The organism is Gimesia sp. (assembly GCF_048262075.1).
Classification (GTDB): domain Bacteria; phylum Planctomycetota; class Planctomycetia; order Planctomycetales; family Planctomycetaceae; genus Gimesia.
Map to the genome: position 1 here is coordinate 203,432 of NZ_JBLXFK010000001.1, position 15,710 is coordinate 219,141.

The 15,710-nt window shown below is 49.2% G+C and carries 9 protein-coding genes; 3 read left to right on the plus strand and 6 right to left on the minus strand.

What is annotated here, in order from left to right; translation table 11 throughout:
* Positions 1–48 precede the first annotated feature (48 nt).
* Positions 49–5,187, plus strand: coding sequence for a protein kinase domain-containing protein (locus ACN0YH_RS00735; protein WP_417377640.1), 5,139 nt, complete (start codon positions 49–51; stop codon positions 5,185–5,187).
* Here the strand turns inward: ACN0YH_RS00735 and ACN0YH_RS00740 are convergent.
* Positions 5,184–5,789, minus strand: coding sequence for a glycine zipper domain-containing protein (locus ACN0YH_RS00740; RefSeq protein ID WP_417377641.1), 606 nt, complete (start codon positions 5,787–5,789; stop codon positions 5,184–5,186). The genes ACN0YH_RS00735 and ACN0YH_RS00740 overlap by 4 nt on opposite strands.
* A gap of 358 nt (positions 5,790–6,147) precedes the next feature.
* On the opposite strand from ACN0YH_RS00740, the gene ACN0YH_RS00745 reads away from it, so the two are divergent.
* The gene (locus ACN0YH_RS00745) at positions 6,148–6,720 is read left to right on the plus strand and encodes an antibiotic biosynthesis monooxygenase (protein WP_417377642.1); all 573 of its coding nucleotides are present in this window, start codon (positions 6,148–6,150) and stop codon (positions 6,718–6,720) included.
* 74 nt (positions 6,721–6,794) lie between these two features.
* Here ACN0YH_RS00745 and ACN0YH_RS00750 read toward each other — a convergent pair whose 3' ends face one another.
* From ACN0YH_RS00750 to ACN0YH_RS00770, 5 genes are all read right to left on the minus strand, one after another.
* Positions 6,795–7,619, minus strand: a complete 825-nt coding sequence (locus ACN0YH_RS00750; protein ID WP_417377643.1) for a c-type cytochrome — start codon at positions 7,617–7,619, stop codon at positions 6,795–6,797.
* Between the two features lie 132 nt (positions 7,620–7,751).
* Positions 7,752–8,774 carry a DsrE family protein gene (locus ACN0YH_RS00755; RefSeq protein WP_417377644.1) on the minus strand — a complete coding sequence of 341 codons (1,023 nt, stop codon included), beginning with the start codon at positions 8,772–8,774 and terminating at the stop codon, positions 7,752–7,754.
* A gap of 58 nt (positions 8,775–8,832) precedes the next feature.
* Positions 8,833–10,083: an FAD-dependent oxidoreductase gene (locus tag ACN0YH_RS00760; RefSeq protein ID WP_417377645.1), complete on the minus strand. Its 1,251-nt coding sequence runs from the start codon at positions 10,081–10,083 to the stop codon at positions 8,833–8,835.
* Positions 10,084–10,307: 224 nt separating this feature from the next.
* Positions 10,308–11,771, minus strand: a complete 1,464-nt coding sequence (locus tag ACN0YH_RS00765; protein WP_417377646.1) for an MBL fold metallo-hydrolase — start codon at positions 11,769–11,771, stop codon at positions 10,308–10,310.
* Positions 11,771–12,643: a sulfite exporter TauE/SafE family protein gene (locus tag ACN0YH_RS00770; protein WP_417377647.1), complete on the minus strand. Its 873-nt coding sequence runs from the start codon at positions 12,641–12,643 to the stop codon at positions 11,771–11,773. The genes ACN0YH_RS00765 and ACN0YH_RS00770 overlap by 1 nt, the downstream gene beginning before the upstream one ends.
* A 600-nt stretch (positions 12,644–13,243) precedes the next feature.
* Here ACN0YH_RS00770 and ACN0YH_RS00775 point away from each other — a divergent pair.
* Positions 13,244–15,325 (plus strand): amidase family protein, encoded by a 2,082-nt coding sequence (locus tag ACN0YH_RS00775; RefSeq protein ID WP_417377648.1) that lies wholly within the window; start codon positions 13,244–13,246, stop codon positions 15,323–15,325.
* Positions 15,326–15,710 lie beyond the last annotated feature (385 nt).

Below are 15,710 nucleotides of genomic sequence, written 5' to 3' on the forward strand. Positions count from 1 at the left end.
CGACGTTACAATCACTGTCGACTGTAACGCCAAACCGCGGGTAACATTATGAATGACAATCCAGACAGAAATGAAGAAAACGAAGAATCGTCTGATGAGCTGAATACTCAAAACGGCCAGACTCAATCCGATTCGGAATTCGATTCAGATGACCGCAGCAGCGAAATTGATCAGACCATTATTTCTGACCAGTGGGATTCCGAAACGATCAACAGCGACACATTTGACACGGCAGAATCGGAAGAGCTTTTCCAGACCAGCGATGCTTCGGAATCGGGACAGGATACTTTTGAAGATCTGCCATCGAATGATCAGACAATCAGCGAGAGTATTCCCGAGGATGATATTTATGCAACAGTCGTAGAACCTGAATCCATTGACCCTGACCAGACCATGGAATCGGATGAACAAGGTGACTGGGCGGGCATGCAGACGATCAACGAAAATCCGGGTGAGCAACCGGAAGACAGGAATGAGCAGACTTTAATTCTGGATGAACCCGTTGAGAATTCCGATATCGGAGCCACATTTGTAGAAGATGGTAACTCCCGATCTGACATTGAAGCCACCCTGGTTTCCGATGATGTCCCTCCTGAGCTGATGGCAACCATGAATTCTGCCTGGGGGGATGATATGGCGACCATGGCAGAGCGCCCGGATATGACGATCAAAGCCCCTGATCAACCCGGAGAGTTAATTTCAAATCAAACTTCGCTGGTGATTAAGAAACGTGATTTCAGCGATACCACAAACTCCGAATTCAATGACAATGCAGAATACGAACTGCTGGAGATTCTTGGTCAGGGGGGGATGGGGGTTGTCTATACTGCGCGACAGACTTCCATCGACAGACAGGTCGCTGTCAAAATGCTGAAAAGCAAAACCGCACAAAGTACTGAGCAACGACATAAATTTCTCGCAGAAGCTGTGGTCACCGGTGAACTCGACCACCCGAATATTGTTCCCATATACGATGTCGGCAGTAACAATTCCGGTGCGTTATTCTACTCGATGAAAAAAGTAGAGGGTCGTCCCTGGCTCAAGACGGTTCGCAAAAACACACTGGGTGAGAATCTGAATATCCTGATGAAAGTAGCCGACGCGGTCGCTTTCGCTCATTCCCGAAGTGTTGTCCACCGGGACCTGAAACCTGAAAATGTCATGCTGGGAGAATTTGGCGAAGTCCTGGTCATGGACTGGGGGCTGGCACAATCGACTTCCGGCTTCCGCAAGTCAAGCAGCATTATCACAACTTCCAGTATGGGGGGAACCCCCGCTTATATGGCGCCGGAAATGGCCACCGGTCCTGTTGATAAAATTTCGCCACTCTCAGATGTCTATCTGCTGGGCGCCATTCTCTACGAAATACTGACAGGACGTCCGCCCCATACAGGCAAGACTGCCATGAAATGCCTGATGGCGGCTGCGAAGAATAAAATTGTTCCGACCGAGAAAAAAGGCGAACTCATCGACATCGCCATGAAAGCGATGGCTCTGCTTCCGCAGGATCGTTATCCCAGCGTGCAGGCCTTCCAACAGGCGATCCTGGCTTATCAGTCGCATTCAGAAAGTATCTCACTGGCAACCCGTGCCGAGTCCGATTTGAATAAAGCCATTGAGACAGAAAATTATGAACTCTTTTCCCGTGCCCTGTTTGGGTTTCAGGAAGCCCTCTCGCTCTGGCCGGAAAACAGTACAGCGCAAGCCGGGGCTGAAAAAGCGACACTCAGTTATGCCGGCCTGGCGTATAGCAAGGGTGACTATGATCTGGGACTCTCACTTCTAAATTCAGACGAACCCGCACACCAGGAACTGGTTGAGAAAATTCGTGCCGCCCAGACAGAACGCGATGCAAGACAACAACGTCTTCGCGCTGCGAAACGCGTTTTTGTGGGTATGGTGGCGACTGTTATGTTTGTCGTCACCGGTGCTTTCTTCTGGATCCGTGCTGAGGCCAATCGTGCACTCGAGGCAGAAAAAGTCGCAGAGACGGAACGCGACACAGCAGTGCAGGAACGCAAAAAGGCAGATGCAGCCCGCGCCCAGGAAAAAATAGAACGGGAAAAAGCTGACATAGCACGTGATGAAGCAGTTGCGTCAAAAACAAAAGCCATTGAGGCACAGAAGAAAGAAGCAATTGCGCTCAAGGTTGCTATTTCTGAAAAAGAAAAAGCAGAAATCGAAGAGAAAAAGGCGATTAAAGCCAAAAAACAGGAGGAGTACGAAGCCTATATTGCCCGTATCGGCCTGGCTGCTGCAAAAATTGATGAGAATGCCTTTGAAAGCGCGGTAGAATTACTTAACGAATGCCCCGAAAATCTGCGCAACTGGGAATGGGGCCGTTTAATGCATCTCTGTTCGCAGAGCAGTCGAACTTTTGATGCGCAGGCTCCGATCGACGCCCTGGCGATTTCCCGGGATGGATCCCAGTTTGTAACGGGTGGCAAAGATGGTGTCGCCCGACTCTGGGATCGTACGACCGGGAGAGTCCTTGCCACTTTTGACCACCAGAAACACCCGGTACTCGCAGTCGCCATCAGCCCTGACGGGAAAACTCTGGCGACCGGCAGCGAAGACCCTGCCGGATTTATCAAACTCTGGGATCTCGATTCGCATACGCAAATACCAATCAACTTCAAAGATGCTTCACAGAAAACCCCCTTTGACCAGGGACATACCGAAGGCGTGTTAAGTATTTCGTTTTCGAAAGATGGGAAACGTCTTTTAACGAGTTCTTATGATAAAACCGCCCGTCTCTGGGATGTGAATTCAGGCGATCAATTAAAACGCTACTGGGGACATAACTGGTGGGTCTGGGATGCGAATTTCTCCACGGATGAAAAACGCATCGTCACTGCCAGCCAGGATGGAACCGCGGTTATCTGGAATACCGAAACCGGAGAAAAAGGAGCCCCCTTCACCGGTCATCAGGGGCCCGTGTATTCAGCACACTTTTCGCCCGATACTGACAGTTTACACGTTGCAACCAGCGGCTATGATCGCCGCATTCTCTTATGGCGACCGGAAGACATCGTCCCTTATGATTTCTCAAAGCTGGTCTCCGGAAAAGAAAATGAACCACCAGCCTACGTCGCCTTTGAAGGTCACCAGGAAAGCGTCCAGTCTGCTGAATTCACGAGCGATGGAAAGATGATCATCTCTGCCAGCCATGACAATTCCGTCAAACTCTGGGATATCGAAACAACAAAGGCTCTGAAAACATTTCGCGGTCATGACAGCTGGGTTCAGGCTGCCACGATCCTGAATGATGGTAAGTGGATCCTTTCCGCCAGCCACGATGCGCAACTGAAGTTATGGAACATTGCCAATTACGCTGAAATCCGCACCCTCAAGGGACGAGTTCTCGCTCAGCACGTGGATGCAATTCTGGATGTCTCTTTTTCACGCGATGGAAAACAGCTCGTCACTGCCAGTCGCGATAAAACCGCCATTTCCTGGGATGTTTCTACCGGAAAGCTCAACAAAGAATTCACCGAAGGGCACGCGTTCCTGGCTTCGAGCGCAGTCTTCCTGCCAGACGGTAAGCGACTTGCTACAGCTGCCGTTGATAATTCGGTTCGCATCTGGGATATACAGACAGGAACAGAACACAAACGATTTGAGCATACAGGCCGCAGTGCTGCCATCGCTGTATCGCTTGATTCAAAGCTGCTCGTAACAGGCAGTGATAAGAAGACCGTTCGAATCTGGGACATCTCAACAGGAGAAATGCTCAAAGAATTTGCCGGGCATCATTCTGAAGTAAGTGCCGTCTCCATTTCCGCAGACAAACGATATTGTGCCAGCGGCGATGCCCGTGGACATTGTATGATCTGGGAGATCGAGACAGGAAAACTCTTACATAAACTGATCGGCCATACGAGACGGATCACTGTGATTCAGATCTTGCCTGATGGCAAAACCGTACTCTCTGCCAGTGGAGATAACACCGTAGGCAACTGGGATCTTGTGACAGGTAAAGAAAATCAAGGGAAGATCCTGAAGCATCCCGATGCTATTCTGTCTATGGCAGTTTTCGACCAGGGTAAGCAGGCGGCGACCAGTTGCGCTGACGGCCTCGTTAGAATCTGGGACCTGGGTACTTCCCAGGTCACACGAACGATTCAACCTGTGAACGGTTTGATTAACTCTGTCAGTGTCTCTCGGGATAATCAACGACTCTTGACTGCGAATGTGCAACAGCGCGTGATTCAACTCTGGGCTCTGGAAACCGGGGCCGAACTGCGGATTCCCGGAAAGAATGGTCAACTGAAGTCGTTTCTGGATTTTCGTACTAAAGGGGGCATGCTGTGGACCGCCATCTTTTCGCCTTATCATAATTCGATTCTCACAGTCGGCGGACGTGACGCGCGGCTCTGGAGCGATGTGACCGCGCAACAGATCATGGCGTTTCATCCACATGGTGTCGTTGCTTCCGCGGCGTTTTCTCCTGATGGGAAATGGCTGGTGACTGGCAGTTGGGACAACTCTGCAAAAATCTGGAATACCCAGACAGGTCAAGCTGAAAAGAAACTGGAACAGAAACATAATGGCTACGTCAACACAGTCCGCTACTCCCCGGATGGAAAACTTATCCTCACCTCAAGTGATGATGGAACTTCCAAACTCTGGAATGCTGACAGCGGTGACATGTTGATGAGTCTGGAGCAGCCGAATACTCATGTGAAAAGTGCTATCTTCTCACCCGACGGTTCACAAATCGTAACCGCTTCCAACGACAAAACTCTGGTCATGTGGGATACGAAAACCGGTAAAAAAATGAAAACGTTCACCGGACATGAATGGCCTGTTCGGGAAGTTGCCTACTCCCATGATGGCAAACGTTTGATTTCGGGGTCCGAGGATAACACTGCGATTATCTGGGATATTGACACCGCGAAGAAAACAGTCCTCGCCGGTCATACGGCACCGGTGGCATCTGTCGTTTTCTCACCTGATGACAGCCGGGCCTTTACCGCCAGTGATGATGGTACAGCCAAACTCTGGGATACCGATTCAGGAAAAGAAATCCTCACTCTCAGCAGCCATGCACAGGGTGTGACATCGGTCGATTTCTCACCAAACGGACGTTTTGTTGCTACAGGCAGCCAGGATGGCCAGGCGATTTTATGGCTGACCGTAGACTGGAAGAATCAAGCGCCTCAGGTTGTGCAGTTAAACCGTTAAAAGTGAAAATGTCCGTGCATACCATAGTGTGGTCGAACATAACGTGGCCGCGGACGTGGTCGCACGAAAACAACTGATGGCGAACTGACTACCGTAGGCACCTGTTTAACAACGACCGGCTGTGATGAACTTACATAGTTATGTTGCTGCATGAATTCGATCAGTGGGTCGCTGAGCCCCTGCTGCTTAAGAGCAATAATTGTCTGAGGGCTCAGGTCGAACGCACCGCCTCGACTGCGGATGGCTCCCATGATGACGGAGTCACTCACACCACTATGGGCCATCTGCAGCACATCGTTGTTGTGAATCGCAGCGCGGGCCATTCGTTCGTGATTTGCCTGGGCAATGGCGACGTCACGTTCTTCACGGGCATCTTCTGCATTTCCGATCAGACTTCCTGCCAATCCCCCGGTCGCGGCACCAATCAGAGCACCTGCCCCGGCGTTACCGGAATGATTCCCGATAATGGCTCCCGTGATGGCGCCAATTCCAGCACCATGGGCGGCTCCTGCTTCGGTATGGTTCATTGAAGCACAACCAACCTGGGCTAATAATCCCAGAACCAGCAGAGTTATCCCTGATTTATGTGACAGACAGTTCATTTGTGTGAATCCTTCCACCCTTCGCTTGCACTTTTTACAATCCAGGTGCTATCTAAATTGTAAGAGAGTCCGTCCAATTGGCCCTCTCTAAATATATCGGGATTGCAGGCATCCATTATCAGATATTTTAAATGTTGTACAGACAATTTTTGAAACCAGATTCAGTGCCTGCCACAATCAAATCCCCTAAGCTGTTACGCATTGATCTTTTACCGTTTTTAATATTCAAATATCCAAAATAACCTGCTTTGTGACTGCTATAATACAGACAAATATCCTGTGAGAAGATGCTGCTGAAAATCTCGTCTCCAGCAAATAAAAAAAGTAGCAATTTACATTCCATGAAAGCTGATATTCGATGCCCACAACCAGTTCTGACCCTGTGACGATGGTGGTGACAGCCCATCCCGCTTCTGGTAATCAAAAAGAGTGGGAAGAAACTCTGACGAATACGATTCAAGCCTCGCTCAAGTTCCCCGGTCACCTGGGAACCACGGTCCTGAAACAGGAATCGACCCGAAAACCCACCTACCAGATTGTTTTGCGTTTTGACCGACTTGAGAATCTGGACCGCTGGAAGAGTTCACCGGAACGGGAGCACTGGATTTCCAAGCTACATGCTTTGGAACATTGTCCTCCAGCGATCACACATAATACTGGGCTGGAAACCTGGTTTGAGTTGACACATCACGACGAACAACAGCAGGTCGATCATCCTCCCAAGTATAAAATTGCTGTCATCGTGTGGATCGCCGTCTATGTCTCCGTCATTCCCATTATTACCGCCATCCGCCCCTACATGAGCGAACTGCATTTTTTGCTCGCCAGTGCGATTACCACCACCATTACTGTCCCCCTGATGACCTGGGTCATGATCCCACTTTTGAGCTGGATACTGAAAGGCTGGTTGTATCCGGGTTCGAACAAATAAAAAGGACCAGCTCAGTTGACGCCTTTCACCCGCTTCAATTAAACATGCAGTCCCCGGCGATCTGAATCAGGAACTCACCAGCCGTAGACTCCCAGACCTTCTGCGTCTGGCAGATGCTCCTTGAGTACAAAGGCGGGGCGTTCATGGGAATTGATATAGGAAGCGATATCCAGCGACTCTTGATCCGTGAGGCTGGTATTATCCATAGGCATTGCGACCTTCAACCAGGCGGCCAACTTACCATTCTGGCTCATTCCCGCTCCCGCATTATACGACTTTGCCCCCCAGACAGGTGGGCCCTCTTCGGTTCCCTCCCCCTCTTCTCCATGGCAGTCAGCACACTTATCTGCATACAAAAATGCCCCCCGTTCTGTATTGGCCAGTTCTGTCTTGATAGCGAGCGGTTTAACGTGGTTCGGTCCCAACGGTTTCAGATGATTCATATTGATCGTGCTTCCCATCGAGAGCCAGGTAATATATGCAGTGATCGCCGTCGACACTTTACTTCCCAGCGGAGGTCGTTTGCCGTTTTGGCTTCGCATGAAACAATTCAACACTCGGTCTTCCAGAGTGATTACCCGTTTTTCACGGGGGGACCAGGCAGGATAGGCGGCAGCCGTACCAATAAAAGTAGCAGCATACGGATCAGTTCCAGCCTTTAAATGACAGGAACTGCAGGTGAGTGAATTACCGACATAATCTTTTGAAAGTGGATGCACATTGGTCTGCTCAACAATAGCGCGTCCCAGTTTGACAATTTCACCCAGTTCCTGAGGTGGATACTCGGCTGGCGTTTTGTATTCCTGAGGTGGAGCTGCAGACGTTGTAGTAAACTGTTTGATTGATAGAATACTTCCCGAAACGAGCAGAATGAAAAGAATACTCCAAAGATGTCTCATGACACACTTTCTTAGTGCAGATTATCAATTTATTACTGAAACGGATTACGCTCGTCCTTGTCACACGGCACCTTGCCGCTCACGAGTATAACCATTCAGAAATTCCGATTCTGTATGAATGAATACAAAATACTATTTTAATAAAGGCACATACGCATATCCGTCTGCCTGAAGATTCACCAGTGATGTTAAAGCAGAGACCGCAACATCGGCAAAAACGACCACCTCTTCCGGCTGACTCCCCTTTCCAATCAGCGATTGACCACAAACATAAATCGCAACACCTGCCTCATGCAGTTCGTGCAGGCAATCCAGGTTAGGATTACTTTCTGCTTTGAACCGTTCGGCATAAGCATCATCGTTTAAAGCACACAATGTGGCATCGCCATGCAGTACTACGGCGATTTGAACCGACGCGGGCTCTTTACCGGCTCCCTGGTAAATATTGACATACCTCGCGATTTTTTCGATAGAAGGGTTCAACTGGTCGGCGGCTCCCCCCTTGGTCAGATCGACACAGATTTTACTTTCAGCCCGCGGTTGCTGAGCAGCGTCAGGTAATGGAACCACTTTCCCGTACTGTTGAATGTTCGGATGAATGTATTCCGGTTTCTTCACTTCATTCTTTGTCGTGGGCACGGGATGGTTTTTCATTGCTTCGGGAAAACCACGTTTTACAAATTGGGAAACCGTCTTCGCATGTTCTTTAATCAGTTTCACAACGTAGGGATTATCTGAAGTCTCCTTTACACGCACTCCTTTGGGAGTATTCTCAGTCACCATTTTTATTTGCCCTGCATGTTTAAACAATTCTGCAAACAGAGGGTCGCGCATCCGAATGGGCTGCTTCTTTTCGATACGTTCTTTCATCCAATAGACATGTTCCCGAATTTTCGCAGCAACCTGAGGATCATCCGATTCCGTTAACGTCTGGACCCCGTCCGGTAGTTCCCGTACATCACGTTTGATTTTCTGATGATTGGTAAGCAGGTAACGAAAGTCGACATGATCGCGGTCATGCCCCTGCCCGTGCCCGTGACCTCCTTTTCCTCGCCCGGGACCACGGCCCCCTGGTCCGCGCTGGGCCAGAGCGGAACCTGCTACCACACAGACCAGGATGATGAGTATCCCATTTCGCAGAAGTGATGTTTTCATTTGTTTCTTCCTTTTTATGTTTTCCGTTCTCGTGAAAGGATCAGTTTTCTTATCGTATTCAAACGCGTCCTTTGAGCATGCCCCTCCAATACAACATCGGTAACAGATATTTTTTCAACAGCCACATACTCCAGCGTTCTTTGGCTTGATTAAAAGGAAACGTTTCGTCGGGTTGTTTGTTGTAATCAAATTCCGCCAATACGAGTTTTCCGTAGCCGGTCACCAGTGGGCAGGAGGTGTAACCGTTGTATCTGGCAGTCAGCGGTTTGCCTGCGATCAGTGACTTAAGATTTTTACTTACCGCGGGAGCCTGTTTGCGAATGGCAGCTGCGGTTTTTGAGGTCGGCAGATTACTGCTGTCCCCCAGCGCGAATACATTGGGGAACCGCACATGCTGCAGCGTATTTTGATCGACATCGACCCACCCCTTCTCATCAGCGAGAGGACTTTTCGCGATAAATGCCGGCGGGCCCATAGGCGGTGTGACATGAATCATATCATAGCTGACCGAAGTCTCCTCTCCTGTTTCCGTGTCTTGAAAAATCGCTTCCTTCGTGTCAGCAGATATGGCGACCAGACTTTGATTGAACCGCGTCTCTATATTTTTTCGTTGAACAACCTGTTCCAGCACCTTGCGGTATTTCTCGACAGAAAACAGGCTACCGGTTCCTGAGATAAAAATGATTTTTGTCGCATCCCTGACTCCCTGCTGACGAAAATAATCGTCTGCCAGATAACAGATCTTCTGGGGAGCACCTCCACATTTAATTCCGGTGACTGGTTGTGTAAATATTGCAGTCCCCCCCTTGAAATGACTGATGTTGTCCCAGGTACTGCCGACAGACTCAAAGGAATAGTTACTGCAGACTCCTGCGTGTCCCAGATTTTCCTTTAACCCTTTGACGTCATCCCATTTAATCTGAATCCCGGCACAAACCACAAGATAATCGTACTGAATCGTTCTTCCATCACGAGTTTTCAAAGAGTTCTTTTGTGGCTCAAATTCGCTCACCGCATCTCGAATCCATTTCGCCTTGCGGGGTATGACAGACGCTTCGTCACGTCGTGTTTTTTCCATACGAAAGGCGCCCCCGCCAACGAGTGTCCAGGCGGGCTGGTAATAGTGGCTGTCCGAAGGATCCACGATGACCACATCAAGTTGATTCGACCAGCCACGGGTAAGTTGGGCAGCAACCGTAATTCCGGCCGTCCCCCCTCCTACGATCACAACCTGGTGATGAATTACCTGATCAGAGTTTTTTATTGCCTGGTCAGGTTTCTGGCAGTTTTCACTGATATTGGAAATCATTTTTATTCTCCGCTAGACGTCGATAGGAAACGGGATTCAGTCATCGCAGGAGTCAGTCTTGGACTGATTGTGCGTTGTGTCCCCGGACTTTTCAGCCGGAGACAGGACCGGCCTGCAGCAGCATTGGGATAGACATGTATTAACTCCCAAACGAGGCAGGAGATACACATGAAACACAATCCATACTGCGATAATTATGAGTAGAACCAGAAGTGGAATCATTTTTATTTCTCCAGAGAACAGGCTTTCATACTGCCGGGACTGCAGGTGACGTTATCCTGAACAGTAGAAGTTGATGGTAAACCGGCTGCCAGCCATGCCTGAAATCCGCCAGACAGATTGATGACATCCAGTCCGGCTGCCTGCAAAATACTGGCGGCTATTGCGGATCGCGCAGAACTCTGACATTGCACGACAATCGGCATTGTCCGCTCTATATCAGTCAGGTGTTCCGGAAGACGTCCCAGAAAATGATGCTCAGCCTGTGGAATATGAGCGACACCCCATTCCGAGTCCGAACGCACGTCAATCAGTTTGACTTCATTCGCTTCAATCCGAGGAGCCAGATCAGCGGGAGAAGCCACTTGATAACTTTCTGTCGCCAACCCTTGTTCGATGATTTCAGAGCGACGAAATGCCCCCTGCAGTTGTTTATCAATACCAATTTTCTGCAAGACACGAACCGACTCTGGTAATTCAGCAGCTTCCGTGATGAGATAAAGAGGTTTGGTATAGTCAACTAACCAGCCAGCCCAGGCTGCCAGCATTGAATGGGGAATATTCACTGTTCCCGGCACATGGGCTTGTGAAAATTCTGCGGAAGTTGAGAGATCGAGAATGGTCGCCTGACTTTCGAGTTTCCCAATTTGATCTGGTGCCAGAATTTCAGGCATGCCATCATCTCCAAGGATGAGGGGGCCTTCCTTATTCACACGTTTCATGACAGCAAAATATTTCGGTGCTTCAGGCTGATCAGATAGAATGTATTTTACGAAAGTTTCTTCGTCATCATACTGCAATGCAGGATTGAATCGTTTTTCATAACCGACGGTGGAAGATGGAATCGCCCCCAGTCCTTTCCCACAGGCACTGCCTGCACCATGGGCCGGCCAGACCTGTAGATAATCAGGCAGTTGTTTAAAACGTTCCGCCGAGTGATATAATTCGTGCGCACCTGCCTCCGCACTCCCTTTAATTCCCGCGGCTTCTTCCAGCAGGTCAGGACGACCAATTGATCCCACGAAAACAAAGTCGCCGGTAAAAATCCCCATCGGCTCAGTCGCGCCGCCCCCCTGGTCTGTCAGCAGAAACGAAATGCTTTCGGGAGTGTGCCCCGGAGTATGCATCACCTGAAATTGAATATTTCCGATCTGGAACGTATCTCCCTCTTTCAGCATCTGTGATTCATACTGATCTGCATATTCATACTTCCAGTCTGCCGGACCTTCATCAGATACAAACAACTTCGCACCAATACGATCAGCCAGCTCACGGGCACCGGATACATAGTCGGCGTGAATATGCGTTTCCGCGACTGCTGTCAGCTTGACACCTTCGCGTCTCGCTGTTTCCAGGTATTGATCAATATCTCTGCCCGGATCAACGATCACCGCCTCTTTCGTTTTTTGACACCCTACCAGATAAGAAGCATGGGCCAGTTTCGGGTCATAGAAATATTTCAGTAACATCACTCTTCTCCTTTGTTCTTGTGAACCGATGTGAGACTCGCAGTTTGAATCACTTTCGAGTGGATATTTTCAGAATGGGCTGTGCCAGGAACAGAAGCATGCAGATATTTGCCACCTTCATGTACAATCACAAAGCCTCCCAGCAGAAACAGAAATCCCGCAAATACAGATTTCAGTTTTTGCTGGTTCAGACGAGTATTGATATGGCGACCGATGATGCTGCCAATGATACCGATGACCGCAAAAATCAGAATAGTCTGCCAGTCGACCGACATGTTATTCGCGACCAGATAGAATTCGTATTTTGTAAAACCAACCGCAGCCTGAAACGCGATGATAACCAGACTGGTGCCGATCGCCAGCCGCATCGGAAGTCTGCCGAGTATGACCAATGCCGGCACGATCAGAAAACCGCCTCCAACTCCGACAAAACCTGTCAAGACACCCGCTACCACGCCTTGCATTCCAATTTTCCATGCGGGGGATCGTTGAGACGAATCGTCGCGAACCGCATCCGTTTTTCCTGGTTTTCTAAGCATGATCAAGGCGGCTGCCAGTAAGACTCCACCAAAAACGACCAGTTGAATGGCCTCAGCCGCCAGACCTCCTAACCATGCCCCCACTAAAGTCCCCAGCATTCCGGGAAGCCCGAAAAAAAGTACACTTCGCCAGTCGATCTGTTTCGAATTTGCATAGGGAATTGCTGCTGCAATGGCAATCAACCCCACGATTGCCATTGATTCAGTAATGGATTCCTTGGTCCCATGCCCCACCAGGTAAATCAAAACCGGAACTGTGAGCGCGGAACCTCCTGCCCCCAGAAGACCTAAGGTCAATCCAATCAGTAGAGAACCAGTCAATATATAAACCATGACTCTATTCCGATTTGTACAGATCGTCCGTTTCGCAGGCATACAGACGAATGATCCGTCGAAGCTTCCTGTCCTGCATTAACATTATATCGTTATGTCACGATATGTCTACTCTTTGTCGAAATAACGAATAATTTCTCTTGAATCGAATTACTTTCGCATAAAACGCGAGGGAGCCTCGTTCTGAGATGCAGGACTGGTATCCCAAAACAGCCGCAAGCAAACATCGCATAAGTCATATCTAACAGGCAGCTTACGACGATTCAGGAAATTGCATGTTACGCCGGGTCACCGTCTTTCTCCGTTCACAGGACGGGAATTTTCACACCCTGGCTTACCGACGCTCAACTCCCCAATTGAACTGGACACTCAACGAGGACTCAAATAAAGCATTCAGAGCCTCCATTTAAGACACAAACCTGGTCAACATTCTTATTTCAGGCTGATTCATACAATGTCGGTGTTTCCTTAATAGAGAGCTCTGTCTTGGTAGATGGTTTGATTCAGGTTAGTATCTATAAAATCACATGCCAGTCAGTTTGTTTATAACGTGCGCTGTCCGTCTTAAAAGCGCTCTCAATAATATAGAAGTGTGATTGTATGAATCGTCTCGGCAGGATCTATGGCATTTTATTTGTTCTGATGTTATCCCTCTCATGGAGCAGACTCTTCGCCGGAGAAGGCAATACTCCGCGCTTACGAACTCTCGACTTCTCGCCCTTTCAAAAATCACTGGATAACTTTTCAAACCGCAGATCGACTGAAATCGAGGATTTGCTCCTTGATGCGACCATCCTGGATCTTCAGGCAGCACTGCAAGCCGGCAAACTGACTTCGGAAGAACTCACGCTTTATTTTCTTGCTCGTATTCAGAGTTTTGATGAGAGTCTGCGGAGCTATATTGAGTTGAACCCCAATGCACTATCTGAAGCCAAAACCGCCGATATCTTGAGAGCAAAAGGCATCGTACACAGTCAATTACATGGCATCCCCATCAATCTTAAAGATAACATCAATACCAAATCTCCCCTGCATACGACCGGTGGTGCGGAAATCCTGCTCAATCACAGCCCTGAAGCTGATGCAAAGCTTGTGATAAAACTACGCGAGGCAGGCGCCGTCATCCTGGGAAAAGCCAGTCTGTCTGAATTCGCCGGAGCTTTGACGATGGATCCGACAGGCGCGAATGCCGTCAGCGGAGCTGGTGTTAACCCTTACAATCCAGAACTTGAGGTCTCAGGATCCAGCAGTGGCTCCGCAATTTCAACCACAGCATATCTGACCTCAGCCAGTGTCGGCACGGAAACGTCAGGCTCACTCATCTCACCTGCTTCCCAGAATGGATGTGTCAGCATGAAACCCAGTCTGGGAATGGTGAACGGCGCAGGAGTCATCCCGCTGATCCGGTTCCAGGACTCGGCGGGGCCCATTACTCGAAATGTCACTGACGCCGCAATCATGCTGGCAGCACTCGATGATAAAGATGTTGATTACACATCCCGGCTAAACAAAAATTCCCTTGAAGGAGTATCTGTCGGCGTTTTACGAGACGAAATTCTCTGGTCATCCGGCCCTGCTCTCTTCCCATTGGAATTCTTATCGGAACAACATGCCATCATGCAGCGAATTGATCGGGGACTGAATAAAACGCACGCGAATTCCCAGGCAATTCAGCTCCCCGCGGACGAACTAACATCGTTAAGTCGACTGATCTTTATTGGTCTCGCCCAAGATACCATTGGCTATCTCATCAATGCAGGAGCCCCCGTTACTTCTCTCACTGACTTGAAAAACTACAATGAACAACAGCCAGCCATCCGCGTCCCCTTCGGCCAACTCCTGGTCCACTATGGTTGTTCTCTGACTGGTGAATTTGCCAACCGAGTAAGTTTCAGTGAAGACAATCTGTCAAACGAATATCAAGAACTGGCTTTACTGCTTCGTAAACAGGCCGCCGAAACACTCGACAAAATATTTGCTGACAATCAAATTGACCTGATCGTCAGTCTGGGGAATGATCAATCAGCGCTGTACGCCACCGCGGGTTATCCGGCGATTAACATCCCCCTCGGTTTGGATCGAGATGGTTCCCCCATCGGAGTCACACTCATCGGCAAACAGGGAGAAGATGGAAAACTACTGTCGCGGGCCTTCGCGTTTGAACAGGCCACAAAATATCGTATCAATCCGGGAAAACCTTTAAAGCAGATTATCAAATCTCACGGCATCGTCTTTCGCATCACTTCCCCGGGAATTCACTTTGGAAATTCATATACACTGACAGCCTCATCAGCACACCATCCGAATACAGTTGTCAGAGAGAACTTGACCGGACTGATCTCCCGCATCGAAGCCCGAGACCTCGATCAGGATGGGCTTCCCGAACTGTTCGTCTTCAGTGAAGATAAAACAGCGGGGGAATCAATGTTGGTTTATTCATCAGACAACCAGACGCTTCTCAAAAAGATCGAGATTCCCAAACTCACAGATAGAGCAGAACACCACGGAAAAGATCACTACTCGCTAACTGACACATGCCTCATTCGTACTTTCCCGCTTTATTCGGAAGATGCAGACGACCAACACTCAACCGGCATTTTTCGCAGGATCACATATCGTTTAAACGCAATGAAATTTGAGCAAAAAGACACGACCCAACCAAGCGGGTTCGATTCTCGCTGATTCAATCTTGCCCGATAGCATCACCTCTGTAAATCAGTCATCAGTCGATATCAGCCCACCCCTGTTCAGACTTCTCCAACTGAGAAAATTCGACTTGACCCCGCCGCGCCGCTGGCGATAAGTGCTAAACTGAGTCGCGCGCGTGCCCAGTTTACAGTGCACTGAAACACACGACACTTGTTCTGAATCTTCACTGCAATACAGCCTGTTTTTTCCAGATTTGCACTGCCTGAAACCACACCCATTCGTGATGTAACCCTGCGGGTCGCCGCACATTGCAGCCTTTCGTCCCGGCACCGCCACTGCTCATACCAGTATCGTACCCGTATCAACAAATATCGCCGTATCCTTTGATGCCTCCCCCCTTGACGCCCCCGCGCCTCCG

Excerpts from the sequence above, each read along its gene's own strand:
- ACN0YH_RS00765 (WP_417377646.1), bottom strand. The coding sequence starts at position 11,771 with ATGTTACTGAAATATTTCTATGACCCGAAACTGGCCCATGCTTCTTAT.
- ACN0YH_RS00775 (WP_417377648.1), top strand. The coding sequence starts at position 13,244 with ATGAATCGTCTCGGCAGGATCTATGGCATTTTATTTGTTCTGATGTTA.
- ACN0YH_RS00755 (WP_417377644.1), bottom strand. The coding sequence starts at position 8,774 with ATGAAAACATCACTTCTGCGAAATGGGATACTCATCATCCTGGTCTGT.
- ACN0YH_RS00750 (WP_417377643.1), bottom strand. The coding sequence starts at position 7,619 with ATGAGACATCTTTGGAGTATTCTTTTCATTCTGCTCGTTTCGGGAAGT.
- ACN0YH_RS00740 (WP_417377641.1), bottom strand. The coding sequence starts at position 5,789 with ATGAACTGTCTGTCACATAAATCAGGGATAACTCTGCTGGTTCTGGGA.
- ACN0YH_RS00735 (WP_417377640.1), top strand. The coding sequence starts at position 49 with ATGAATGACAATCCAGACAGAAATGAAGAAAACGAAGAATCGTCTGAT.
- ACN0YH_RS00760 (WP_417377645.1), bottom strand. The coding sequence starts at position 10,083 with ATGATTTCCAATATCAGTGAAAACTGCCAGAAACCTGACCAGGCAATA.
- ACN0YH_RS00745 (WP_417377642.1), top strand. The coding sequence starts at position 6,148 with ATGCCCACAACCAGTTCTGACCCTGTGACGATGGTGGTGACAGCCCAT.
- ACN0YH_RS00770 (WP_417377647.1), bottom strand. The coding sequence starts at position 12,643 with ATGGTTTATATATTGACTGGTTCTCTACTGATTGGATTGACCTTAGGT.